This window comes from Mycobacterium sp. NGS63, assembly GCF_059812295.1.
In genome coordinates this window covers 653994-677636 of the sequence record NZ_JCALCJ010000001.1, presented here as the reverse complement: position 1 = coordinate 677636, position 23643 = coordinate 653994, and the positions used below count along the sequence as shown (strand labels likewise).

Genomic DNA, 23643 nt, shown 5'->3' with positions numbered 1-23643 from the left:
GGCTCGTCGAGGGGTAGGGCCGTGAGCACTCACTCATAGTGGAGAGGCGAGGGACACGATACCAAAAGTACAACGCAGTTGCTATTGAACAATTTTCAGTCCGCTGGGGTCTCCGCCTCACCCGCTTACCGGCGCCATGCATCAGCGATCCCCGGGAAGTTGAAACGACGGCCGACAACCGAAACCGCGTGTAAGGCAGTCGTTTCCGAGACACCCGTCCAGGATTTCAAGCAAAGGCGGGAGTTGGCCTGCCCCGGCCCCGGCGGGGTGATGCGAGGGCCGAAACGACGGCCGACGCCCGAAACCCCGCGTGAGGCAGGCCTTTCCGAGACGACCGTCCAGGATTAGAACGTCAGGATCGGAAGCGAGATGAGCGGGGGCGGCGACGCGGGTGCGCCGATCGCCTGGGCGAGCTGTTGGGGCGCGTAGTTGACCAGGAAGGGCAGGAGCCCGGTGAAGGGAGTGCCGCCGACGCCGACGTTGGCGACGATTTCCGGGACGAGCGGATTAAGTAGCGTCGAGACCGTCACCGTCACCGGGTAATAGCCGGACGGGTGAAGCAGTCCGTCGAGTGGGAAGTTACCGACCACGGTGACGTTTGCGATCTGTCCGACCGCGGGGCCCGTCAGGCTCGACAGGTTCAGTGCGTAGGGATAGGTCGCCTGGCCGTTGAGGAAGCCGTTGGCAATGTAGGCGGGGGCGTCGACGAGAGCGGCGAACGCCCCCGCGGGGTTCCCCGCCTGGATGGCGGATGTGAACAATGACGCGGCGTAGCCGGCCGACTCCATCGCGGCGACCGGCGGACCCAACAGGGCGGCGCCGAAGACCAGCGGCAACCCGACGGCGTTGTTGACGGTTGCTTGTAGCGGCGTGAGAGACAGGTCCAGGGATGAGGTGACACTTGTATTGGTAAGCGTTCCAACGACATTGCCGAAATTGCGTGCGATGTCGCCGGGGATGGCCGAGACCGGTTGGAAGTTCCCGGTTTGCAATGCCGTCGCGATGATCTGGCCGTACCCGATCTGGTTGGCCACGAACTGGCGCAGGAACGGGAAGGGATCGGCCAGCCAGCCGGACGTCAGGATGTTCAGGTTGGTCCAGGTGTTGTAGACGAGCGCCTCGTACGGGCCGGCGATGCCGGTGAAATAGGGGCCGGCACCGACTTGGACGTTGACCAACCCGGGCAGCAACGAATTCACCACGCCCGTCAACGAATTCTCCAGGCCGGACAAGGAACCCGGTAGCCCCGGAAGGGCCCCGGAGAGAATCGAATTCAGGCCGCCGCCGAGCGAACCCAGGCCACCCAGGAGTCCGCCGAGACCGCCCGTCCCGCCCGTCAGACCGCTCAGCAGTCCGCCCCCGCTGCCACCGCCCAGGATCCCGCCGAGCAGGCCGGCCGCGCTCACCGCCTGGGCGGCGGCCGCGCCACCGCCGGCGGTGGTCAGCAACGCGGAGCCCAGCATTGTCCCGGCGCTGGCGACCTCGGTACTGAGATAGGACGCGGCGCCGGCGTTCATCAAGTTGACGAACTCGGCGTGGAACGCCTCGGCCTGGGCGCTCAGGGATTGGAACTCTTTGCCGAAGTTGCCGAACATCGCCGAGACGGCAACCGATACCTGGTCGGCCGCGGCCGGCACGATTGCCGTCGTGGGACCCGAAGCGCTCGCCGCCGCCTGGGTCAGCAGCGAACGGATACCCGCGAGCTGTTGGGCCGCCGCCTGGACTTGCTCTGGCGCCGCAACTACGAACGACATCACGCGACCCGTCGAATCATCGCCCGGAACTACCCCCCAAAAATCGAATCTAAACATGCCCGGCCGCCCCGGGCGGCCCCCACTACGTCGGGGTGATCGCCGCGGCGAGCTGCAGCGGCAGGTAGTTCACCAACTCGGGGATCAGACCCGCGAACGGCGTGCCCCCGAGGGTGAGGTTGATCGGAACGTTAAAGCCCAGCAGGCTCAGGTCCACCGTGGCCGTAATCGGTTGTGGCGGAACGAGAATGCCGTCGAATGGCAGGTGCATGGTGATCGGCACGGTGACGCCGGCGACGGTCACGGGCATGCTCAGGTCGACGAGCGTTTGGCCGTTGAGAAAGCCGTTCATGCCGTAGGCCGGCATGTCGGCGAGCGCGCCGAGAGCGGCCATCCCGTTGCCGGCCTGCATCGCCGTACTGAACGCCGTTGCGCCCGTCGCGAGCCCGTCCATCGAGGCGATCGGCGGGCCGAGGACCGCGAAGGCCAGCGACAGTGGCAACCCGAAGTTGGCGCCGAGGGTCAGCGAAGGGAGAGGGAACCCTGGGGTGAAGGCAATGGTCGTCGAAATATTCGCGTTGGTGAGCGCGGTGACCGCGTTGGTGTAGTTCTGCGCCATCTGCCACGGGATCGAGCCGCGCGGCAGCAGGTTGGTGAAGTTCTGCGCCTGCTGCGCGGGGATCGACAGGATGGGCAGCAGGTCCCCGCCGGGGCCCAGCACGTGAATGTTCGACAGGTTGCTGGTGTCGAATCCGGTGATGAACAGCCCCAGCAGGCCGTGGGCGAAGTCCTGCACGGCGCCGTGGTAGTTGCCGGAGAGCGCGGCTTGCCAGGCCAGCCCCATGTCGGTCTCGAAGACCGGCAGCGTGGCCTGCAAGTCCACGGCCGCCTTCTGCAACGAGGTGCTGACGGTCTGGAAGTAGCCGATCTGCTGTGTGAGGTACGCCTGCGCCAAGGCGCCGGGGTTGAAGGTCGACGCGCCCTGCAGCGCAATCTGGATGTTCGCCGGAATGTTCGCGAACGTGGCGGGAAGGTTTTGCAGGGCGAGCGCCAATCCCGCCTCGAACGTGTGCGCGTAGCCCTGTTGGTTGACCATCACCTGGTGCAGGAACGGGAACGGGTGAGCGGCCCAGGCGCTGTTGATGGCTTGCAGGTTGGCGCTGGTGTTGGCGAAGAGGGCCTGATACGGGCCGCCGGCGGACGCGGCGGTCCCGGTCGACGCGAAGAATCCGCCCAGCGGGTCCGTCAGCAGCGCGGGAAGGCCGCCGCCCAACACGGTGGACAGGGTGCCGCCCAGGCCCTGGCCGAGGTAACCGAGGACCGGGCCCAGGGGTCCGCCGGTGAGGATCGGGCCCAGGGGTCCGCCGGTGAAAAGCAACGAGGTCACGCCGCCGAGGATGGGGTTGAGGAACGGGGGCACGCCGAGGTAGGGGGCCAGGTTGCCGCCGGTGAGCAACGCGTCGAAGCCCCCGAGGATCGGGCTCAGGCCACCGAGGATGGGCAGCGGGCCGCCGCCCGAGCCGCCGAGGATCCCGCCCAGGCCGCCGAGCAGGCCACCGGACCCGCCGAGAAGTGGGAGCGTCGCCGCAGGACCGGCGGCCGCGGCGCCTCCCCCGCTCAGCAGCGCCTGTTCGGCGTTGGCGACCTCGGTGCCCAGATACGCTGCGGCGCTACCGTTCAGCAGCCGCACGAACTCGCCGTGAAAGGCGGCCGCCTGCGCGCTGAGGGCGTGGTACTGCTGGCCGTAGGCGCCGAACAACGACGCGATCTCGGCGGAGATCTCGTCGCCGGCCGCGGCGACCAACCCCGTCGTCGGGAGCGCCGCCGCCGCGTGAGCCTCGCCCAGCGCCGAGCCGAGTTGTGCGAGGTCGACTGCTGCGGCCGTCACGAACTCCGGCGTTGCGGTCAGAAACGACATAGCCATCTCCCGTCGACGACGAAGACCACCCCACAATGACCCTGACGAAAAGACTCTAGTCAGAAATGTTCGACACGCGCCAGCAAACGCGCGCGATGAAAGGCCGCGGGGCGGCTAGCTGCCGAACGCCGCCGCGAGCATCTGCGGCGTGTAATCCAGCAGGGCGGAAAGGAATCCGCCGACGGGCGGGCCGGTGACCGTGACGTTCTGCATGAGCGGATTACCCGGCAGCGTCGTCGTCGTCGAAAACGGTTGTAGCGGAACGAGAAGCCCGCTGAACGGCACGTTGGCCGTCAGCCCCGGCACCGGCAGCGGCATGGGCAGAGTCTGCTGGCCGTTGAGGAATGCGTTGGTGATGTTGGCGGGAGCGTCGACGAACGCCGCCATCATGGCCAACGGATCCCCGGTGCGCACCGCGCTGAGAATCGCTGCGCCGCTTGACGATGTCGCCAGTGCCGCATTGACCGGTGCCCCCAACGCGTCGAAGGCCAGCAACTCCGGCAGCCCGACCCCGATGGCGACCGATGCGTTCGGCGGGTTCAGCGAGGTGATGGACACCGTGACCGGGACGGTCAGATTCTGGACCAGGTTGGCGTAGCCCTGCAGGAGCCGTGCGGGCGAGGTCAGCGGGTTGGCGTTGACGGCGATCGCCCGCAGCAGGGCGGGCGCGGCCACGTTGGACCAGGTGTTGCTCAGGGTCTGCAGGTTGGCGGCCGTGTTCGTCGCGAGGCTCTGGTAGGGGGCGAGGATCGAGTTCCCGGCGGCGGCCGCGCCCAGCGCCTGCGCCGCGGTGGCGTCGGTGGCGAGGTAGGCCCCCGCGCCCGAGCTCAACAGGTTGACGAACTGGCCGTGGAACGCCTGCGCTTGGGCGTTGAGAGCTTGGTACTCCTGGCCGAAGGCCCCGAACAGCGCCGCGACGCTGACCGACACCTGGTCCTCGGCCGCCGCCACCACGGCGGTCGTGGGGCCGGCCGCGGCCGAGGCCGCCTGGCTCAGCGTGGATCGGATTCCCGCCAGGTTCTGGGCGGCCGCCTGAACCATTTCCGGCTCCGCGACGACATACGACATTCGCCACCTCCCATCGACTCATGGGACGGCCACCGGTGGTGACCGTGATGACCCTGAGGTTACTGGGGCAGGTGTGTGACCAGGGGAAATTGCGTATTTTCATGGCGCCCGCGTGTCGGGCCGTCCCGGCTACCCGGTGTGGGTGATGGCCAGCGCGAGCTGCTGGGGCGCGTAGGCCAGCAGTCCGGTCGCGAGGCCGCTGATCGGGGTGCCCCCGACGGGCACGGTGAGGGTCCCAACCACGGGGATATTGCTGACGGTCGCGGTGTACGCGGTCGGCGGAGCGAGCAGCCCGTTCATCGGGAGGTTCACCGTGGCCGGCAGGCCGCTGAGATCGAACGTCACGGGCACCGTCGACTGACCGTTGAGGAAGGCGTTCGCAACGACGGCCGGAGAGTCAACCAACGTGCCGAGAGCCCCGCCGTAGTCCCCCGTTTGCACTTGACCGACGAGCGTTGTGACGCTGGACCCGAAAGCGCTCGAAGCGTTGTACGGCGCCCCCAGCGCCTCGATCGTGAGCGCCACCGGCAGGCCCGCGACAACATTGACTGAGAGGTTGGCCGGCGGAGGAGGAAAAGGAGGGGGAAGGGGGATTGTCAGGAGCGCCTGCGCCGTGAGCGACGTGTCGGAAACCGCGTCGATCACGTTGGTGAAGTTCTGCGACATCAGCGCGGGGATCGATCCGGGCGGCAGCAGGTTAGTGAAGTCCTGGGCCATCATCCCCGGAATGGTGAGGATGGGCAGCAAGTCCCCGACCGTGCCGGTCGGGACGACGGCCGCGGTGATCCCGGAAGTGATACTTCCGGTGGTGGTGACGTCCACCCCGGTAACGAACAGGTTCACGAACCCCTGCGCGACGTCGGTGACCGCGCCGGTGATGTCGCCCATCTGCAGGGCCTGCAGGGCGGACTCGAAAGCCGGTGGCAACGCCTGCAGCGCGGCACCGAAGTCGTGGGCCGCGTTCTGCAACGACGTGACGACGATCTGGGCGTAGGCCATCTGGTGGGCGATGAACTGCTGCACGTACGGCACCGGATTGAAGGCCAGCAGGGCCCGGACGAACGCCTGGACATTCGCCGGCAAGTTGGCGAGCACGGCGGGGAAGTTCTGCAGGATGTACTGCGCCCCCGCCGCGATCGTCTGCGCGTAGCCGACTTGATTGGCGATGAACTGGTGCAGGAACGGCGCCGGGTTGGCCAGCAGGGTGCTGCCGAGCACTTGCAAATTGGCGGACGTGTTGGCGACCAGCGTCTGATACGGGCCGGCCACCGAGCCGACACCGGTACCGGCGGCCGGCGCCAGCAGCCCGGGTGCCAGGGCGCGCTCGAATCCACTGAGCCCGACGGGCAACCCGGTGACGCCGCCGGAAAGGGTTTGCAAACCCCAGCCGAGCTGGCCGGACAGGAGCGGCAGCGCGCTGCCGTTCTGCAGGGCGGTCGCGACGCCGCCGACGCCCTGGCCGGCGGCCGCCACGCGCCCGACGATCGAACTCACACCGCCGCCGAGCAGCGGGAGCACCGCCGTCGGCGCGGCGGTCACTCCCGAAGCCGCCGCGCCCACGGCGGCGCTGGCGGCGGCCGACTGTCCCAGCAGTCCCTGGACGGGCGCGTTCACCGCGTTGACCACGTTCTGCTGCGCGTTGGCCAGTTCGGTGCTGAGGTAGGCGCCCGCCCCAGAGTTCACCAAATTGACGAACTGTTGGTGAAACGCCTGCGCTTCGGCGCTGATGGCCTGATACTGCTGCCCGAACCCGCCGAAAAAGGCGGCTACCTGGACCGACACCTGATCCTGGGCCGCCGCCGCGACGCCGACCGTGGGCGCCGCGGCCGATGCGCTGGACTCGGCCAGCATCGAGCGGATCCCCGCCAAATTTCGGGCCGCGGCCTGCATGTCTTCGGGCGTCGTGCTGACGTACGACATACCCATCCCCCATCGCTGCAGACGACGGTTGCCCAACGACCATCAGGCAATTGCGAGCCTAATCACACACACGTCAGCCGCGCGGGGAAATCGCAGGTTCGTCCGGGGAGGGCCGCGCCAGCTAGAAGATGAGCGACGGGAGGATCGGCGCGGGCAGGGCGATGTCCTGTGCGAGCTGCGCGGGGAAGCTGAGCAGTCCGGGAATGAGGCCGCCGATCGGGGTGCCGCCGGTGACGGGCAGGTCGCCGAAGTTCTGGCCGTCGAAGAAAAGCGTGGTCGTCGGGAAACCCAGCGGCGTGAGGAGTCCGCCAAGGGGCAACGTGACGACCGACGAAATGCCGCTGCCCAGGTCGGCGCCCGGCAACGAGACCAGCGTGGTTCCGTTGAGGAACCCGTTTGCCACATTGGCCGGGGCGTCGATCACCGAGGCGAGCGCCGCGCCCACGTTCCCGGTTTGCAGCGCGGAGGTGAAGGCCACCGCGCTCGAATTCAGCGCGCTGAGTGCGTTCGCAGGCGCGCCCGCCGCGTCGATGATCAGTTGCAGCGGAATCCCGAAGCTCAGGGTGACGGTCTGCCCAAGGCCGAGGGTCGTGCCCAGGTTGGTGAACGCCTCGACCAGGTTGGTCGCGTTCTGCGCCATCAGCTGAGGGATCGAGCCGGCGGGGAGCAGGTTGGTGAAGTTCTGGGCCGTCTGTCCGGGAATCGCCAGGATCGGGGCCAGGTCTCCCAAAACGCCCATCGGCACCACCGACGAGAAGATGCCCGACCCCAATTCGACGTTGAACCCGGGCAGGAAGGCGTTCAGCAAGGCCTGGTTGACGGCGCCGTACGCGGCGACGTTGTCGCCCGCCAATAGGTCCTGGAAGGCGGCCTCGAAACCTGCCGGCAATTGCTGGACACCGGTCATCAGGTCCTGTCCCGCGCTTTGCAGACTGGTCAGGATCGTCTGCGCGTAGCCGGTCTGGTTGGTGACGAACTGCTGCAACAACGCGCCCGGGTTGACGGCCGAAAGGCCCTGGATGCCGGCCTGGATGGTCGCCGGCAGGTTGGCCAGCTCGGCGGGCAGGTTCTGGATGCCGGTTCCGATGGCGCCGGCGATGTTCTGCGCGTAGTAGATCTGGTTGTTGATCAGCTGGTGCGCGAACGGGAACGGATTGGCGACGACGCTGCTGCCGATGGCCTGCAGGTTGGTGATGGTATTTGCGACGAGGGCTTGGTACGGCGCGGCGATCGAGGTACCGAAGGTGTTGGCCGCGGCGACCAGCCCGGGCGCCCCGCCCGCCGCTAGTGCGCCCAGCTGCGTCTCGAATCCGGTGACGGCCTGCGAAATCGCCTGTCCCCCGGTCTGAATGACGCCGGACAGTGCCGCGGGAGCGCCGGCGGCGGCCGAGGACACTTGCGCGGCGGCGACGCCGCCGCCCTGCAGCGCGGTGATAGCGCCTCCGAAGGTCTGACCGACCTGGCCCAGCGAACCGCCCAGGACGGTCTGAGCGGCGTTGGCGGCCTCGGCGCTCGCATACGCGCCCGCGCCCGCACCCATCAGGGAGACGAACTGCTGGTGGAACGTCTGGGCCTGGGCGCTGAGCGCCTGGAATTGTTGGCCGACGTTGCCGAACATCGAAGCGATCGCAATCGACACCTCGTCCTGGGCCGCGGTCGCGATCCCGGTCGTGGGAGCCGCCGCGGTCGCCGCGGCCTCGGCCAGCGACGAACGAATGCCCGCCAAACTCTGGGCGGCGCTCTCGACCAGCTCCGGCATTGCGGTCACAAACGACATTTCCAACCCTCTCCTCAACCACCAGGCGGTGACCAGCGGTCACTCAATTCGACGTGAGCGCACCGGGGGACGGCGCACGCACGTGCGTGCGGGAGCCCCTCGCTTCCTTGCGCTGCCGGTTACCGGGCGGAAACTTACCCAGCGGTAACCAAGACAGACATGAGCCTAATAAGGCGGTCTATCGGGGGAAAACGACCACGCGTGTTGTCACAACATCTCCTTAGTTTTGCTTAGGCCTGGGGGCAACAGGACCCGAAACGGCAAGGGACCCAACAAAAGAAGGGCTGGGGCACCGACGATGCGGCGCCCCAGCCCCTTTCGGCTACAAACCGTCTAGCTGACCGGCGTGATGGCCTGTGCCAGTTGAGGTCCGAAGCTCAACAGCCCGGGAATGATCCCGCCGATGCCAGTGCCGGCCGGAATCTGTAGCGGGAATCCGCTGAGGTACACAGTCGGGATGCTGAGCGGGGTGAGGATCCCGCCGAACGGAATTTCGGTGGTCGACGTGAACCCGAACAAACTGGCCGGGGGCAGCGCCAGGTAGGTGGTGCCGTTGAGGAAGCCGTTGGCGACGACGGCCGGGGCATCGAGGACGGCGGCGAGGGCCCCCAGGCCGTCGCCGGTCTGCACCGCGCTGCCGAACGCCACGGCGCTGGAATTCAGCGCACTCAATGCCGTGATCGGCGAGCCGATCCCGTCGAGAACGAGCTGCAGGGGCACCCCGAAGTCGAGGCGGCCGGTGGCGCCATTGAGCGTCGTTCCGAAATTCGTGAACGCCTCGACGAGATTGGTGCCGTTTTGGGCGATCTGAGCCGGGATGGAGCCCGGGGGCAGCAGGTTGGTGAAGTTCTGCGCCATCTGCCCGGGGATGGCCAGGATTGGTGCCAAGTCCCCCAGGGGACCCAGCGGGGCGATGTCGAGAGCGCCGCCGGACCCCACCGTGATGTTCAAACCGGGAAGGAAGACGTTCTCCACGCCCTGCCCCAGCGCCGTCGCCGCGCCCACGAGGTCGCCGCTCGCCAGGGCCTGGCCGGCCGCCTGGAAGCTCGCCGGCAATCCGCTCAGCCCGGTGACCAGGTCGTTGCCGGCGTTCTGCAGCCCCGTGACGATGGTCTGGCCGTAGCCGATCTGGTTGTTGACGAACTGCTGCAGCAGCGCGCCCGGGTTGAAGGTGGCCAGGCCCTGGATGCCGGTCTGGACGGTCGACGGCAGGTTGGCCAATTCCGAAGGCAGGTTCTGGATGCCGGTCGCGATCGACGAGCCGATCGTCTGCGCGTAGCCGATCTGGTTGTTGGCGATCTGGTGCAGGAACGGGAACGGATTGGAGGTGAAGGTGCCTCCGATGGCCTGCAGGTTGGTGACGGTGTTGGACACGAGGGCTTGGTAGGGCGCGGCCACCGTGGCCGGGAACGAACCGAGCCCGGTGAGCGCCGACGCCGCGGCGCCGGTCGGCAGCGTCCCCAGCGCGATCGGCGAGCCCGCGATCGCGTTCGTAATCGCCTGCGCGCCAGCCTGAATCTCGCCCCCGCCCAGCACGGCCTGCGCGGCGTTGGCGGCCTCGGCACTCGCATACGCGCCCGCGCCGCCGTTCAACAGGGCAACGAACTGCTGGTGGAACGTCTGCGCCTGGGCGCTGAGCGCCTGGAACTCCTGGCCCATGTTCCCGAACAGCGAAGCGATCGCGATCGACACCTCGTCCTGCGCCGCGGTCGCGATCCCGGTTGTGGGACCGGCTGCGACGGTCGCCGCCTCGGCCAGCGACGAACGAATGCCCGCCAGATTCGTGGCCGCACTTTCGACCAGTTCCGGCATCGCGGTCACAAACGACATGTCCACCCTTTCCTGGGGCACTTATTGGTGACCAGTGGTCACTCCGGTTGGCGCGAACCGGCAAGGCGCCGCGCGAGCATGCGGGCCCCTCGGTTCTTACTGGCTGCCGGTTACCGGCCGGGAACTTACCCAGCGGTAACCAAGACAGGCGTGAGTCTAATAAGACCCCGCCATCGTTTGTCAATACACCCCGCGCGTTTACATAGAATCGGCTCGCTCCCGGGCCGCCGTAGCAAAGGGATCGAGCTACATGATCGGCGGCGGGGTGATCGCCGCCGCGAGGGTCTGCGGCAGGAATGTCAGCAAGCCGGGCAGGATGCCGCCGAAGGCGGTGCCGCTGAGGGTGAGCGATCCCGGGCCGAGCGCCGGGATGCTCAGCGACGCAAACTGCAGCGGGGTCAGGATCCCGCCCAGCGGGATGCCGGTGAACGTCAGGATCGTGTCGGGCGGCGTGCCCAGCGGGGCCGGAAGCTGCAGCACCGCTTGGCCGTTGAGGAAGCCGTTGGCGATGACCGCCGGGGCATCGATCACCGCCGCGAGCGCGCCGAGGCCGTCGCCGGTCTGCACCGCGCCGGCGAAGGCGCTCGCGCTGGACCCGGCGGCCTGCAGCGTGGTGACCGGTGGGCCGAGCGCGTCCAGGGCCAGCGCCAGCGGCAGCCCGATGTGCAGGTTGCCGGTGTTGAGGTCCAGCGTCTGGGACAGGTCGGTGAGCGTCGTGAAGAAGTTGGTCGCGTTCTGGGCCACCATCGCCGGGATCGACCCGGCCGGAAGCAGATTCGTGAAGTTTTGGGCCATCTGCCCGGGGATGCCGAGGATCGGCAACAGGTCGCCCAGCGCTCCGCCCGGCGTGATCACCAGGAGGTTGGTGACGGGGTCGACGTTGACGTTGAGGCCGGTGAAGACGGGGGCGAGGAACGCCCCGCCGACCTGGAGCAGCCCGCCGGTGGCGTCGCCGCCCATGATGGTCTGCACCCCGGTTTGGAGGTTCGCGGGGAAGGCGTTCAGCCCGGCCAGGCAGTCGTTGCCGGCGTTCTGCAGCGACGTGGCGATCAATTGCGCGTAGCCGATCTGGGCGTTCGCCAGCTGCTGCACGGCGGGCAGCGCCCCCGCGATGCCGGTCTGAATGGTCACCGGCAGGTTGGCCAGCGCGGCGGGCAGGTTCTGGACGGCGCCGGGAAACCCGGCGGCAATGGCCTGGCCGTACATCAGCTGGTTGTTGGAAACCTGCTGCAGCACCGGCGCCGGGTCGGCCGTGATCGCGCTGCCGAGCCCGCTCAGGTTGGCGGCCGTGTTCGACACCAGCGCCTGGTACGGGGCGGCGACGGTGGCACCGAAATTGGCGACGGTGGTGGCCTCGGCGCTCACGTAGGAAGCGGCCCCGGCGCTCATCAGGGAGACGAACTCGGAGTGAAACGCCTGCGCCTGGGCGCCCATGGCCTGGAACTTCTGGCCGAAACCGCCGAACAACGACGCGATCGCGATCGATATCTCGTCCTGGGCCGCAGCCGCGATCCCTGTCGTGGGACCCGTTGCCGCGGCGGCGGCCTCGGCCAGGGACGAACGGATGCCCGCCAGATCCTGGGCCGCTCCCTGGATCAGCTCCGGCGTGACGGTCACAAACGACATGTCCAGCTCCTCGACTCTTTGCCCGATGGCCAGTCCTTACTGGCAAGTAAGATTTTTTCGGGCTGGTCGACGAAGACCATCGGTCAGAGGTCGTAGAAAACCGCGCCAGGGGGTCGTAGATCGGGTCCGCCTGGACGGGTTGCCGGCGTCGCTAGAACGTGAACGACGGCAGCACCGGCGCGGGCAACGCGATCGCCTGCGCCAGCTCGGACGCGATGTTCAGCATGCCCGGGATCAGGCCGCCGAACCCGGTGCCACCCCCGAGCGTGAGCTGCTCTGCCTGGCCGCCGGCCACCAGGAACAGCGGGGGCAGGGCGAGCGGCGTGAGGATCCCGCCGAAGGGAATTTCGACGAGCGAGCTGACGCCGGGCGCCCCAAGGCTGGACAAATCCACCTGCGGCAGCGACAGAAGGGTCGTCCCGTTGAGGAAGCCGTTCGCGACGACGGCCGGCGCATCGAGGACCGCGGCCAGGGCCGCGCCCACGTTGCCGGTCTGCAGCGCCGTGCCGAACGCCACCCAGCTCGAGTTGAGCGCGCTCAGCGCGTTGATCGGCGCGCCTATGCCGTCGAAGATGACCTCGAGCGGCATGCCGAACGTGAGCGTGCCCGCGATGATGTCGAGCGTGTTCGACGTGCTGGTGATCGTCGTGATCACGTTGGTGAAGTTCTGCGCGACCATCGCGGGGATGGTTCCCGCGGGCAGCAGGTTGGTCAAGTTCTGCGCCATCTGCCCCGGGATGCCCAGGATCGGCAGCAGGTCGCCCAGCGGGCCCGCCGGCGTAATCGTCAGGACGCCCGGTGCCGGGTTGGCGACGCTGAAGCCGGGCAGGAAGAGGCTCTCCACGCCCTGCCCCAGGAGGTTCGCCGCGAGGACGGGGTCGCCCGTTGCGAGGGCCTGACCGGCCGCCTGGAAGCTGGCGGGCAGCGCGGCGAGCCCGGTCACGAAGTCCTGGGGCACCATGGCCAGCCCGTTGACGACCGTCTGGGCGTAGCCGATCTGGTTGTTGACGAATTGCTGCAGCAAAGCGCCGGGATTGAAGGTTGAAAGGCCCTGGATGCCCGCCTGGATGGTCGCGGGCAAATTCGCCAGCTCGGCGGGCAGGTTCTGGATGCCGGTTCCGACGGCGGAGGCGATGGTCTCGCCGTAAAAGATCTGGTTGTTGACGACCTGGTGCAGGAAGGGCAGCGGGTTGGCGGCGATGGTGTTACCGATGCTCTGCAGGTTGCTGACAGTGTTCGCGACGAGCGCTTGATACGGCGCCGCGACGCCGGCGCCGAAGGTGTTGAGGCTGTTGACCAGCCCGGCCGCCCCGCCCGCCTCGAGCGCGCCAAGCTGGGTCTCGAAGCCGGTGACGGCTTGCGAAATGGCTTGCCCGCCAGTCTGAATTCCGTTCACCAGGGCGGTGGTGTCGAGCTCGCCGCCCAGGAGGGTCTGGGCGGCGTTGGCGACGTCCGCGCCGGCGTACGCGCCGGCGCCGCCGTTGAGCAGCCCGACGAACTCGGCATGGAAGGCCTGCGCCTGGGCACTGAGTGCCTGGAACTGCCCACCGAAGTCGCCGAACAACGAGGCGAGGGCGATCGATACCTCGTCTTGTGCCGCGGTCGCGATCCCGGTGGTGGGTGCCGCCGCGGCGGCGGCCGCCTCGGACAGCGACGAGCGGATACCGGCTAATTGCTGGGCCGCGCCCTGCATCAGATCGGGCATCGCCGTGACAAACGACATAGCAAACACTCCTCGGCTCACTGGGGGACAATGACCGGCGGTCGCCTACTGTTAGCGAAGCTTATTGCGCATGTATTTAACGCGTAAATAATTTCCAGGAAACTCACAGGAATGGGTCGGCCGCGGGTCCGATCGGGCGAGCCGGTCCGCCCGAAGAAGGGCCGCTAGCCGCGCAGTTCGGCGCCGACGGCTTCGGCGGCGCGCCGCACCGCGGCGTCGCGGGCCGCGCTGGCGTCGTCCTCGGTGAGCGTCCGATCGGGCGCCCGGAACCGCAGCGCGAACGTCAGCGATTTGCGGTTCTCCCCGACCTGCGGGCCGGTGAACACGTCGAACAACTGGAGGTCCTCCAGCAGTTCGCCGGCGCCCTCGCGGACGGCGTCCGCCACGGCCTGCGCCGGCACGTGCGCGGCCACCACCAGGCTGACATCCTGGAACACGGCCGGAAACGGCGACACCCGGGGCGCCGGCAGCGCCTCGACGATGGGGATCGCGTCGAGGTCGAGCTCCATCGCGCAGGTGCCCTTGGGCAGGCCGGCGCGCTCGATCGCGGCCGGGTGCAGCTGCCCCGCATGACCGACGACGGTCTGCCCCACGAGCACCTCGGCGCACCGGCCGGGATGCCACGGGAGGTGCTGGGCCGCGCGCAGGCGCACGTCGATCCCGCTGGCGCGGGCCACGATTCGCACCGCCTCGAACGCGTCGGCGGCTTCGACGCGGCGGCCGGGCCCCCAGGGGCCGCGGGGTTCGCGCAGGCCGGTCAACACCGCGGCGACGTGCTGCGGCTGCCGCGGCAGCGACGCGTCCAGCGTCGCGATCTCGGCGTCGGTGGGCCGGCGGTCGACGGGGATGAGCGCGACCGCGCGGGTCTCGTCGGTCGGCCGCACCACCTGCGCCAGGGCGAACAGCGCGGTGTCGACGAGGCCGCGGGATACGTTGCGCCCCAAGGCTTCCAACAACGCGGGCAGCAGCGTGGTGGCCAGCGCCGGACGGTCGGCCTCCAGCGGGTTGAGCACGTGGGTCGTCGCGCGCCTCGGGTCGTCGGCGGGCAGGCCCCACAGGTCGAAGACGCCGGCGGGCAGGAACGGGGTGGGCAGGATCTCGACGTAGCCGGACTGGGCCAGCGACTTGCCGACGGCGCGGCGGCGCTTTTGCACGGACGTGAGCCCGCGACCCGCGGGGGCCGCCGGCAGCACCGACGGGATGACCTCGAGGCCCTCCAGCCGCATCACCTCCTCGACGAGGTCGGCGGGCTGCAGCAGGTCGGGGCGCCAGCTTGGCGGGGTCACGATCAGCGTGCCGCCCTCCTCGGTGACGACCGCGCCGATCTGGGTCAGGCGCCTCGCGGTCGCGCCGGGTGCGTACGCCACGCCGGCGAAGCGGTCGGGCAGGTCGGCCCCGATCCGGATCGGCGAACCCGACCAGTTGTCGCGCGGCGGGTCCCCGCGCCAGTCGGTCAGCGTCGGCGACACCTCTCCCCCGGCGATGTCGGCGAGCAGCGCCGCGCAACGGTCCAGCGCGGCCACCGAGATGGCCGGGTCGACCGCCCGCTCGTAGCGCCGGGCGGCCTCGCTGGGCAGGTGCAGCCTGCGCTGGGTGCGCGACACCCCGGCGGGGTCCCACACCGCGGCCTCCAGCAGCACGTCGGTGGAGTCGTCGCGCACCTCGGTGCTGGCCGCGCCCATGACGCCGCCGATCGCCGCGGTCGCGGTGTCGTCGACGATGAGGACGTCGGCCGGATCGAGCCGCCGCTCGATGTCGTCCAGCGTGACGACGGTTTCGCCGGGCCGGGCGAACCGCACGCCGAAGCCGCCGATGATGCGGGCGCGGTCGTGGGCGTGCATGGGGTGGCCGAGTTCGAGCATCACGTAGTTGGTGACGTCCACCGCGGGGGACGTGGCGCGGATGCCGGCCAGCAGCAGCCGGCGTTGTAGCCACCACGGCGACGCGGCGGCGGGGTCGATCCCGGTGACCGGGCGCAGCGCGAACCGCCGCACGCCGGTGTCGGGGTCCACCGCCAGCGGCCACGCCTCCCCCTCGACGGGCAGCGGCTTGATCTCGGCGGGGTCGGCGAAGTTCAGGTCGTAGGCGCACGCGATCTCGCGGGCCAGGCCGCGCACCGACATGCAGTAGCCGCGGTCGGGGGTGATGGCCAGATGCAACACCACGTCGTCCAGCCCCAGCACCCCGGCCCCGTCGGCGCCGGGTTCGGCGGTACCGGGAGGCAGCACCAGGATCCCGGAATGGTCTGCGCCCAAACCGAGTTCGGCGGCCGAGCAGATCATCCCGTCGGAGGTGCGGCCGTAGGTCTTGCGGGACGTGATGGCGAAACCGCCGGGCAGCGTGGTGCCCGGCAGGGCCACGACGACGAGGTCGTCGACCACGAAGTTGGTTGCCCCGCAGACGATCTCGCGCGGCTTGTTTTCGCCGACGTCGACCAGGCAGGCCCGGATCGGCTTCTTGAACTCGGTGAGCTCCTCGATGGAGCTGACCCGCCCGACCGTCAGCGGCCCCGTGACGGGGCCGAGGGTGATGATTTCTTCGACCTCGTGACCGATGCGGACCAGGGTCTGCGCCACCTCGGCGGGATCCGCATCCCAGCCGGGCGCCCCGGCGCTCACGACCTCGCGCAGCCAGCTGAACGGGACGCGCATCAGGCCCCCACCCCGAACGGCAGCGAGAACCGGACGTCGCCCTCGACCATGTCGCGCATGTCGGGGATCCCGTTGCGGAACTGCAACGTGCGCTCCAGGCCCATGCCGAACGCGAAGCCGGAGTAGGTGTCGGGGTCAATTCCGGCGGCGCGCAACACGTTTGGGTGCACCATGCCGCAGCCGCCCCACTCGACCCAGTCGGCGCCGCCCTTCTTGTTGGCGAACCACACGTCGACCTCGGCGGACGGCTCGGTGAACGGGAAGAAGTGCGGCCGGATCCGGGTGCGCGCGGTGGGTCCGAACTCGGCGCGCGCGAACGCGTCCAGCGTCCCGCGCAGGTGCGCCATGGTCAGGCCGCGGTCCACCGCCAGGCCCTCGACCTGATGGAACACCGGGGTGTGGGTGGCGTCGAGCTCGTCGGTGCGAAACGTGCGGCCGATCGAGACGATGTAGACGGGCAGCTCGCGTTCCAGCAGCGTGCGCACCTGCACGGGTGACGTGTGGGTGCGCAGCAGCTGCCGGGAGCCCTCGGGCGCGACGTAGAAGGTGTCCTGCTCGCTGCGGGCGGGGTGGTCGGCGGGGAAGTTGAGGGCGTCGAAGTTGAACTGTTCGGTCTCGACCTCGGGGCCCTCGGCCAGTTCCCATCCCATCGCGACGAAGGTGTCGGCGATGTGCTCGGCCAGGATCGTGATCGGGTGCCGGGCGCCGGTGGGCTGCCGGGTCGACGGCAGCGTGACGTCGATGCCTTCGGCGATCAGGACCGCGGCGTCGCGCTCGGCGCGCAGCGTGGCCAGCCGCTCGTCGTAGCTGCGCTGGGCCTCCCCGCGCGCGGTGTTGACGCGCTTGCCGGCGTCGGCGCGCTCGTCCTTTCCGACGCCGCCCAGCGCCTGGCGCGCCAGTGCCAGCGGGGAGCGGTCACCGAGGTGCTCGGTCTTGACCCGGGCCAGCGCGTCCAGGTCGCCCGCGCCCGCGATGGCCTGCCGGGCGGCGCTGACCGCCTCGGCCAAGGCTTCCGGCGACAGGTCGACTGGTTGATCGCCCACGCGGCGGCACTCTCCTTGCTGACGAGATTTGGTCGACGGGCGAATCTGCCCAGCGCAAGTGCCGATCTTAGGGGATCGGGTGGCGGTGGCTAGCCGACCAGGGCCGGCTGCGCGGCGCGCGCGGTGGCGAGTTGCGCGATCTTGTGGGCCGCCAGCGCGCCCAGGACGCCGAACACCGGCGCGGCGGCCATCGTCCCCCAGTGGTGCGCCAGCACCAGGAACCCGAAGCCCGAGGACGCCACCAGCATCAGGCGCCGCGTCGGGGTCCAGTGAATCGGCTGCCGGAACCGGGCCGACACCAGGACGCCCAGGACGACGGCGACCGTGTGACCGGCGTCGGTGAAGTCGCCGCCGATGATCGCCGAGGCCAGGCCGGCCGCGATCCACCAGCCGACCCAGGCCGCGCGCCAGCGCGGGGGGATCACCGCCGTCATCGCGCCGAGCACCGCCAGGGCGCCGTAGCTCATCCCGACGTCGCTGGCGCGGGTGATCGACACCGGCAGCCAGCCGAACTCGACGGCCGCGGCCAGCGCGGCGGCCACCACCAGCGTCGCGCCGATGTGGCCGACGACGAACGCCACCGCCAGCCGGATGGTGCTCAGGTGCAGTTCGGCCAGGGCGAGCAGGCAGGTCAAAAACGGCAGCCAGAAGTAGAGCGGCCCGGCGTCGACGACGAGCGCGCTGCCCAGCAGCGTGCCGACGTGGCCGTGGGCCAGGTTGTGCAGGTTGGTGCTGGCCCGCTCGACGAGCAGGTCATGCGCTTGCGGGCCCAGCACCAGAATGGCGCAGCTGATGGCGAACAGAATCGCCACATACCCGACGGTGAACTGAACCCGGGCCAGCCGGGAGAAGACGCCCCCAATCATCGGGATCCATTATGCGGGCTAATTTGTTTCGGCGCTGTGATCACTAGCTGTCAAATCCTTAAGAGTCTTCAGCCGATAAATCCCCAGGTCGGCGGGGATTCCGGCGGTCTTGCCCGCGAAGACGGGCTTGCGGGCCCGCTTGGCGACGATGCCCAACGCGTCCAGCTCGGTTTGCGGTATGAGATCCAACGTCGAGCTCGACACCATGATTCCACCTTTGGTGCCCCGTTCCATAACTCGCGCGGCGATGTTGACGTCGACGCCCAGCCAGTCCGCGGCCATCCGCTGCGGCCGCCCGGTGTGGATCCCGACCCGCATCCGCGGCGTATAGCCGCCCACCTCAACCGATTGCAGCGCCTCGTCGGCGGCCAGCACCGCCCGCAGGGCGACGGTCGGATCGCGGAACACGGCCATGATTCCGTCGCCCATGCGCTTGACGATGTTCCCGCCCGCGTCGAGCAGCGGCGGCTCGACGGCGCGCGCCACGTGCCGCAGCAGGACCAGTGCCGCCTCGTCGCCGGCTTCCAGCGACCACGTCGAGAAGCCGACGAGGTCGGTGAACACCAGCGTCACCTCGGGGTTCGCGGGCCGTCGGGAAACCGCCTCGGTCAGCGCCTGCCACAGCTGCAGCACGCCGAGACCCACCTCGCGCGACACCGCGCCCCGGTCCCCCAGCAGCCGGTCGGCCGCCCTGGCCGCGGCGCGCGGGCCGCCCTCCCCCGCCGTGGACAGCGGATCGCCGAACTCCGGATCGCCGGGCAGCAGCCGTCGGGCACGCCGGACGAAACCGATGGCGCCGGGGCTGTGGTTCGTGCTGCGCAGCCATTGCGCCGGTGACCGCTTCCGTTCGTCGGAAGACGCCAATGCGGTAGCGGTTTCGTCGGAGTCGACGGACCCCGAATCGCGCTGCCCAACGTCCACGACGCCAGGGTAGGCGGTGCGGACGGGAGCGGGCCGCTTAAGGGTTGGGGTTCCAGGTCACATTGGGGACGAGCGGCCCGAACATGCCGGTGCCCGGCACGGAGAACTCCAGGCCGTTGAAGTTGTAGAACAGCGAGGTGGGCTGGGGGAAGGGGGTGAAGACCCCACTCGTGCCGAATGAGACCCAGGCGCCCAGCGGAAAGGTCTCAACCGCTTGCCCATAAAACGCGTTGCCGATGATGGCCTGGTTGGCGCTGAACGACGCGAGCACCCCAGAGCCAAGCGGCAGGTTGTAGGTCACGGCGCCAGTCGAAATCAGCGAGAGGTCGCCGTTCGCGTAGAAGGTCGGGATCGAGCTGAGCGATATCCCGAACGGGCCGAACGGATAGTTGATGCTGATGGCGCCGAAGGGGTTGGGGGAAGGGTTGGGCGTGGTGATCGGGCCGGGCGGCCCGGGCGTGGCGCTGGTGGCGGCGACGTACCGGGCGTTGGCCGCCTCGGCGCTGACGTATTGCGCGGCGCCGCCGTTGAGCAGGTTCACGAAGTTGTCGTGGAAGGCCGCCGCCTGGGCGTTGACGGCCTGAAATTCCTGCGCGTGGGCGCCGAGGGCCGCCGTGATCGCCGCCGACACCTCGTCGGCGGCGGGCGCCGTCACCGCGGTCGTCTGGCTGGCCGCGGCCGCGCTCGCCCCGCGCAGCGCGTCGCCCAGGTTCTGCAGGTTCCCGCTCGCCGCCGTCACCAGCTCCGGCGCCACACTCAGCAACGACATCGCCGCGCCCCTTCCACTCGCAGAGGCCCGCCTATGGCACACACGCCCAATAGGTCAGGAGACTGCGAGCGTAGCAACGGAACCCCGCCTGGGCTGGACTTTCGCAAAGATCTCGCCCCGGGTTCGTGCGCGTCGACCGGCTACAGACCGAGGAGGCTCGCGAGCCCTCCCAGCACGTACGGGACAAAGCCGGTCGTGGAACCAATTGGGAGATTTGTGACGCCGTCGACCGTGTAGGTGGTGGGACCGTTCGTGACGGTGAATTGCGGCCACGATGCCGTTATCGGCTGGGACCCTGCAAAAACCCCATTAAAGGGAATGCTCAGGGTGCCCACCGGCCCACCATAGGCCGTGGTGTCAATCGGGAGGTTGACCGTGGTAGAGCCGACCGTAATGGCGGTGAAATAGTTACCGGGAGTGTTGAGGATCGCCAACGCCGCCCCCGGCCAGTTCCCGGTTTGCAAATCGCTGACAAACGTGTTGATGCTATTCAAAAGCGAGGTGTTCCCCGTGACGGTGGGACCCAGGCCGGCGCTCAGGATATTGAATAGCTGGGGCGCGGTGAAGCTGGCCCCGGTGACCTGGAATTCCGTGCCGGGTCCGGAGGGCCCGGTCAACACGTTGCCGCTCACCGAGAAGTTTGCGCTACCGAGCAGCGCATTGGTCGCGACGGCGAACCCCGAGAACGGGCCGTTGGGACCGGGGGTGGGCAGGCTGCCCCCGAACGACAGCGTTACGGTACCGAACGGGGTGGTGATGCCCTGGGCGGCGGCCGAGGTGAGGGCGCCCGACAGGGTTGGGCCGGGGGCGTTCACCACGTTCGCCAACGTTTGCTGAACATTGGCGGCCTCGGCGCTGACATATTGGCCGACCCCGGCGCTCAACGCGCCCACAAAGTCGTCGTGATAAGCCGACGCCTGCGCCCCGAGGGCCTGGAATTCAAGGCCGGCCTTACCAAAGAACGACGTGATCGCCGCCGACACCTCGTCAGCGCCCGGCGCCGCGATCGCAGTCGTCTGGGCCACCGCCGCCGCATGGGCCGCGCGCAGTGAAGACCCGATATTCGTGAGATTCGCACTCGCCGCAGTCATTGCATCCGGCACGACGCTTACCAATGACATAACAACCCTTTCCTGACCGAATAGCACACCACGCGGATTACCGAACAGGACGAGACGACGCGATCGTAACAGCGGCAGCCATTAACGGCAGCCGATCGAAACACATTTCCACGGAATTCTTTTCACCGTTTCGGATGAATTCATCCCGTGGCGGCCGGCGCCCACTCGCCCGCGACGCGATCACGCGTTGGCACCCGTTCGGTAGCGCTTGCGGCACGCGGCGCCGAAATTCTAGACAACGCGCGTTGTCAGAGTTTATCGTGGGCGAAGTTAGGCGCAGGAGGCCGAGATGACTGCCGTAGCAACGACATCCGCCGATCCCCTCGGGCCCGACTCGCTCACGTGGAAGTACTTCGGTGATCTCCGGACCGGCATGATGGGCGTCTGGATCGGGGCGATCCAGAACATGTATCCGGAACTGGGCGCCGGCGTCGAAGAGCATTCCATCCTGTTGCGCGAGCCCCTACAGCGCGTGGCCCGGTCGGTGTACCCGATCATGGGCGTCGTCTACGACGGCGACCGCGCGGCGCAGACCGGTCAGCAGATCAAGAGCTACCACCGCACCATCAAGGGTGTCGACGGCGCGGGGCGCCGCTACCACGCGCTGAACCCGCAGACCTTCTACTGGGCGCACGCCACCTTCTTCATGCTGATCATCAAGGTGGCCGAGTACTTCTGCGGCGGCCTGACCGAGGCCGAGAAGCGGCAGCTCTTCGCCGAGCACGTGCAGTGGTACCGGATGTACGGCATGAGCATGCGCCCGGTGCCGACGTCGTGGGAGGAGTTCCAGGAGTACTGGGATCGGGTCTGCCGCGACGAGCTGGAGATCAACCAGGCGACGCTGGACATCTTCCACATCCGGATTCCCAAGCCCAGGTTCGTGCTGATGCCGACGCCGCTGTGGGACCAGTTGTTCAAGCCGCTGGTGGCCGGTCAGCGCTGGATCGCGGCAGGGCTGTTCGAGCCCGCGGTGCGCGAGAAGGCGGGCATGCACTGGACGCCGGGCGACGAGGTGTTGCTGCGGGTCTTCGGCAAGCTCGTCGAGCTGGCCTTCCTGGCGGTGCCCGACGAGATTCGGCTGCACCCGCGCGCCCTCGCCGCCTACCGCCGCGCCGAAGGGCGGCTGCCCAGCGATGCGCCGCTGGTCGAGGCGCCGCCGTTCATGGGGCCGCCGCGGGACCGCCGGGGGCTGCCGATGCACTACGTCCCGCCCCGCCCCCGCTCCGCTTTGGATCCCGCCCTGCAGCCCGCCCGGGCCCTGATGGAGCGCGCCGGCTCGCTGGTGCACGGCACGCTGTCGCTGGCCGGGCTTCGATCTCGGAGGCCCTCCCGGGCCGGCAACCCGCGGGCCGCCTAGCCCAGCCTCACCGTCGAGCCTGCGGTGAGAGCGCGTTTTCGCGACTGCGGGTAGCGCTCACCGCAGTCTCGGCGGCGAAGGCATTCAGCCCAGCGCCCGCGCGCTCTGATACAGGCAGATCGAAGCGGCGGACGCCACGTTGAGGCTTTCCGCCCCGCCGGCCATCGGGATGCGCACGCGGTGGTCGGCTTGTTCGGCCAATTCGGCCGGCAGGCCATGGGATTCGGGCCCGAACAGCCACGCCGTCGGGCGGGCCAGGTCCGCCGCGTCGAGGGGCGTCTCGCCGTCCACCGTCGTCGCCAGGATTTGTAGCCCGGCGCCGCGCAGCGCGGCGAGGGCAACCTCCGCGTCGGCCACGACCACGACGGGGATTGAGAAGATGCTGCCGGCCGACGCGCGCAGGCACTTGCCGTTGTAGGGGTCGACGCTATGTCCCGCGAGGAGCACCGCGCCCGCGCCCATGGCGTCGGCGATGCGAATGAGCGTGCCGGCGTTGCCGGGTTCGCCGATCCCGACGGGAACGGCGACCAGTCGTGGCGGCGCGGCCAGCGCGCCGTCGAGCCGGGTCTGCGGCATGTCGCACACCGCGACCAGCCCCGCCGGGGTCACGGTGTCGGACAACGCCTTTGCGGCCCGCTCGCTGACCAGGTGCACCGGGCGGCCCACCGCGGCCAGCAGCGACTCGTGCCGCTGCGCCGCGGCCTCGGTGGCGAACACGTCGCGGACCAACCCGCGCGCGCCGGCCGCCTCGAGCAGGTTCGGGCCTTCGGCGAGGAATCGTCCGGCGCGCCGGCGGCCGACGTGCCGATGCAGTTTGACCGCCGCGGCCACCCGGGCCGAGCGCTCGGTGAGCACCGCCGGGTCGGCGGCCGTTAGGCGGCCTCTCCGGAATCCGACGGGGCGTTGACGTCGTCGGGCAGCGCCGCGCGGGCGACGTCAACGAGCGCGGTGAACGCGGCCGGGTCGGTGATCGCGATGTCGGCGAGGTTCTTGCGGTCCACCTCGACGCCGGCGGCCTTGAGGCCCTGGATCAACCGGTTGTAGGTGATGTCGTTGGCGCGCGCGGCGGCGTTGATCCGCGAGATCCACAACTTGCGGAACTCGCCCTTGCGGGCGCGGCGGTCGCGGTAGGCGTAGTTCAGCGAATGCAGTTGCTGCTCTTTGGCTTTGCGGTAGAGCCGGGACCGCTGGCCGCGATAGCCTTTCGAGGCCTTCAGGACGCTGCGCCTCTTCTTGTGGGCGTTGACCGCCCGCTTCACGCGTGCCATGGATGTTCCTAACTTTTAGAGCTTTAGACGTAAA

Annotated in this window: 17 protein-coding genes; 1 reads left to right on the top strand and 16 read right to left on the bottom strand. The window is 69.1% G+C overall.

Going from position 1 to position 23643, the window contains the following annotated elements:
* Positions 1 to 344: 344 nt before the first annotated feature.
* The 14 genes from AC5Y4Z_RS02985 to AC5Y4Z_RS02920 form a co-directional block, all read right to left on the bottom strand.
* Positions 345 to 1754, bottom strand: a complete 1410-nt coding sequence (locus AC5Y4Z_RS02985; protein ID WP_499960773.1) for a PE family protein — start codon at positions 1752 to 1754, stop codon at positions 345 to 347.
* Positions 1755 to 1836: 82 nt separating this feature from the next.
* Positions 1837 to 3669 carry a PE family protein gene (locus AC5Y4Z_RS02980; RefSeq protein WP_499960772.1) on the bottom strand — a complete coding sequence of 611 codons (1833 nt, stop codon included), beginning with the start codon at positions 3667 to 3669 and terminating at the stop codon, positions 1837 to 1839.
* Positions 3670 to 3783: 114 nt separating this feature from the next.
* A complete protein-coding gene (locus AC5Y4Z_RS02975) occupies positions 3784 to 4737 on the bottom strand; it encodes a PE family protein (protein ID WP_499960771.1) in 954 nt (317 codons plus the stop codon).
* 129 nt (positions 4738 to 4866) lie between these two features.
* The gene (locus tag AC5Y4Z_RS02970) at positions 4867 to 6657 is read right to left on the bottom strand and encodes a PE family protein (RefSeq protein ID WP_499960770.1); all 1791 of its coding nucleotides are present in this window, start codon (positions 6655 to 6657) and stop codon (positions 4867 to 4869) included.
* A gap of 121 nt (positions 6658 to 6778) precedes the next feature.
* The gene (locus tag AC5Y4Z_RS02965) at positions 6779 to 8434 is read right to left on the bottom strand and encodes a PE family protein (protein WP_499960769.1); all 1656 of its coding nucleotides are present in this window, start codon (positions 8432 to 8434) and stop codon (positions 6779 to 6781) included.
* Between the two features lie 333 nt (positions 8435 to 8767).
* Positions 8768 to 10264 carry a PE family protein gene (locus AC5Y4Z_RS02960; protein WP_499960768.1) on the bottom strand — a complete coding sequence of 499 codons (1497 nt, stop codon included), beginning with the start codon at positions 10262 to 10264 and terminating at the stop codon, positions 8768 to 8770.
* A 246-nt stretch (positions 10265 to 10510) separates the two neighbouring features.
* Complete coding sequence (locus AC5Y4Z_RS02955) at positions 10511 to 11890, bottom strand: PE family protein (protein ID WP_499960767.1); 1380 nt, start codon at positions 11888 to 11890, stop codon at positions 10511 to 10513.
* A gap of 151 nt (positions 11891 to 12041) precedes the next feature.
* Complete coding sequence (locus tag AC5Y4Z_RS02950; RefSeq protein WP_499960766.1) at positions 12042 to 13613, bottom strand: PE family protein; 1572 nt, start codon at positions 13611 to 13613, stop codon at positions 12042 to 12044.
* A 164-nt stretch (positions 13614 to 13777) separates the two neighbouring features.
* Positions 13778 to 16264 carry a phenylalanine--tRNA ligase subunit beta gene (pheT, locus tag AC5Y4Z_RS02945; RefSeq protein ID WP_499960765.1) on the bottom strand — a complete coding sequence of 829 codons (2487 nt, stop codon included), beginning with the start codon at positions 16262 to 16264 and terminating at the stop codon, positions 13778 to 13780.
* On the bottom strand, positions 16264 to 17307 hold the full coding sequence (pheS, locus tag AC5Y4Z_RS02940; RefSeq protein WP_499960764.1) for a phenylalanine--tRNA ligase subunit alpha: 1044 nt from the start codon (positions 17305 to 17307) through the stop codon (positions 16264 to 16266). Before pheS ends, pheT begins: the two co-directional genes overlap by 1 nt.
* An 89-nt stretch (positions 17308 to 17396) precedes the next feature.
* Positions 17397 to 18173 (bottom strand): rhomboid-like protein, encoded by a 777-nt coding sequence (locus AC5Y4Z_RS02935; protein ID WP_499960763.1) that lies wholly within the window; start codon positions 18171 to 18173, stop codon positions 17397 to 17399.
* A gap of 18 nt (positions 18174 to 18191) precedes the next feature.
* Positions 18192 to 19037 (bottom strand): adenylate/guanylate cyclase domain-containing protein, encoded by an 846-nt coding sequence (locus AC5Y4Z_RS02930; RefSeq protein ID WP_499960932.1) that lies wholly within the window; start codon positions 19035 to 19037, stop codon positions 18192 to 18194.
* A 94-nt stretch (positions 19038 to 19131) separates the two neighbouring features.
* Positions 19132 to 19863, bottom strand: a complete 732-nt coding sequence (locus tag AC5Y4Z_RS02925; protein WP_499960762.1) for a PE family protein — start codon at positions 19861 to 19863, stop codon at positions 19132 to 19134.
* 140 nt (positions 19864 to 20003) lie between these two features.
* A complete protein-coding gene (locus AC5Y4Z_RS02920) occupies positions 20004 to 20984 on the bottom strand; it encodes a PE family protein (protein WP_499960760.1) in 981 nt (326 codons plus the stop codon).
* Between the two features lie 289 nt (positions 20985 to 21273).
* Between AC5Y4Z_RS02920 and AC5Y4Z_RS02915 the strand changes: the two genes are divergently transcribed.
* Entirely contained in the window at positions 21274 to 22341 is a 1068-nt protein-coding gene (locus AC5Y4Z_RS02915) for an oxygenase MpaB family protein (protein ID WP_499960759.1), read from the top strand.
* Positions 22342 to 22425: 84 nt separating this feature from the next.
* Here the strand turns inward: AC5Y4Z_RS02915 and AC5Y4Z_RS02910 are convergent, their stop codons facing one another.
* A complete protein-coding gene (locus AC5Y4Z_RS02910) occupies positions 22426 to 23196 on the bottom strand; it encodes a TrmH family RNA methyltransferase (protein ID WP_499960757.1) in 771 nt (256 codons plus the stop codon).
* 17 nt (positions 23197 to 23213) lie between these two features.
* Positions 23214 to 23609 carry a 50S ribosomal protein L20 gene (gene rplT / locus AC5Y4Z_RS02905; protein ID WP_085204515.1) on the bottom strand — a complete coding sequence of 132 codons (396 nt, stop codon included), beginning with the start codon at positions 23607 to 23609 and terminating at the stop codon, positions 23214 to 23216.
* Positions 23610 to 23643 lie beyond the last annotated feature (34 nt).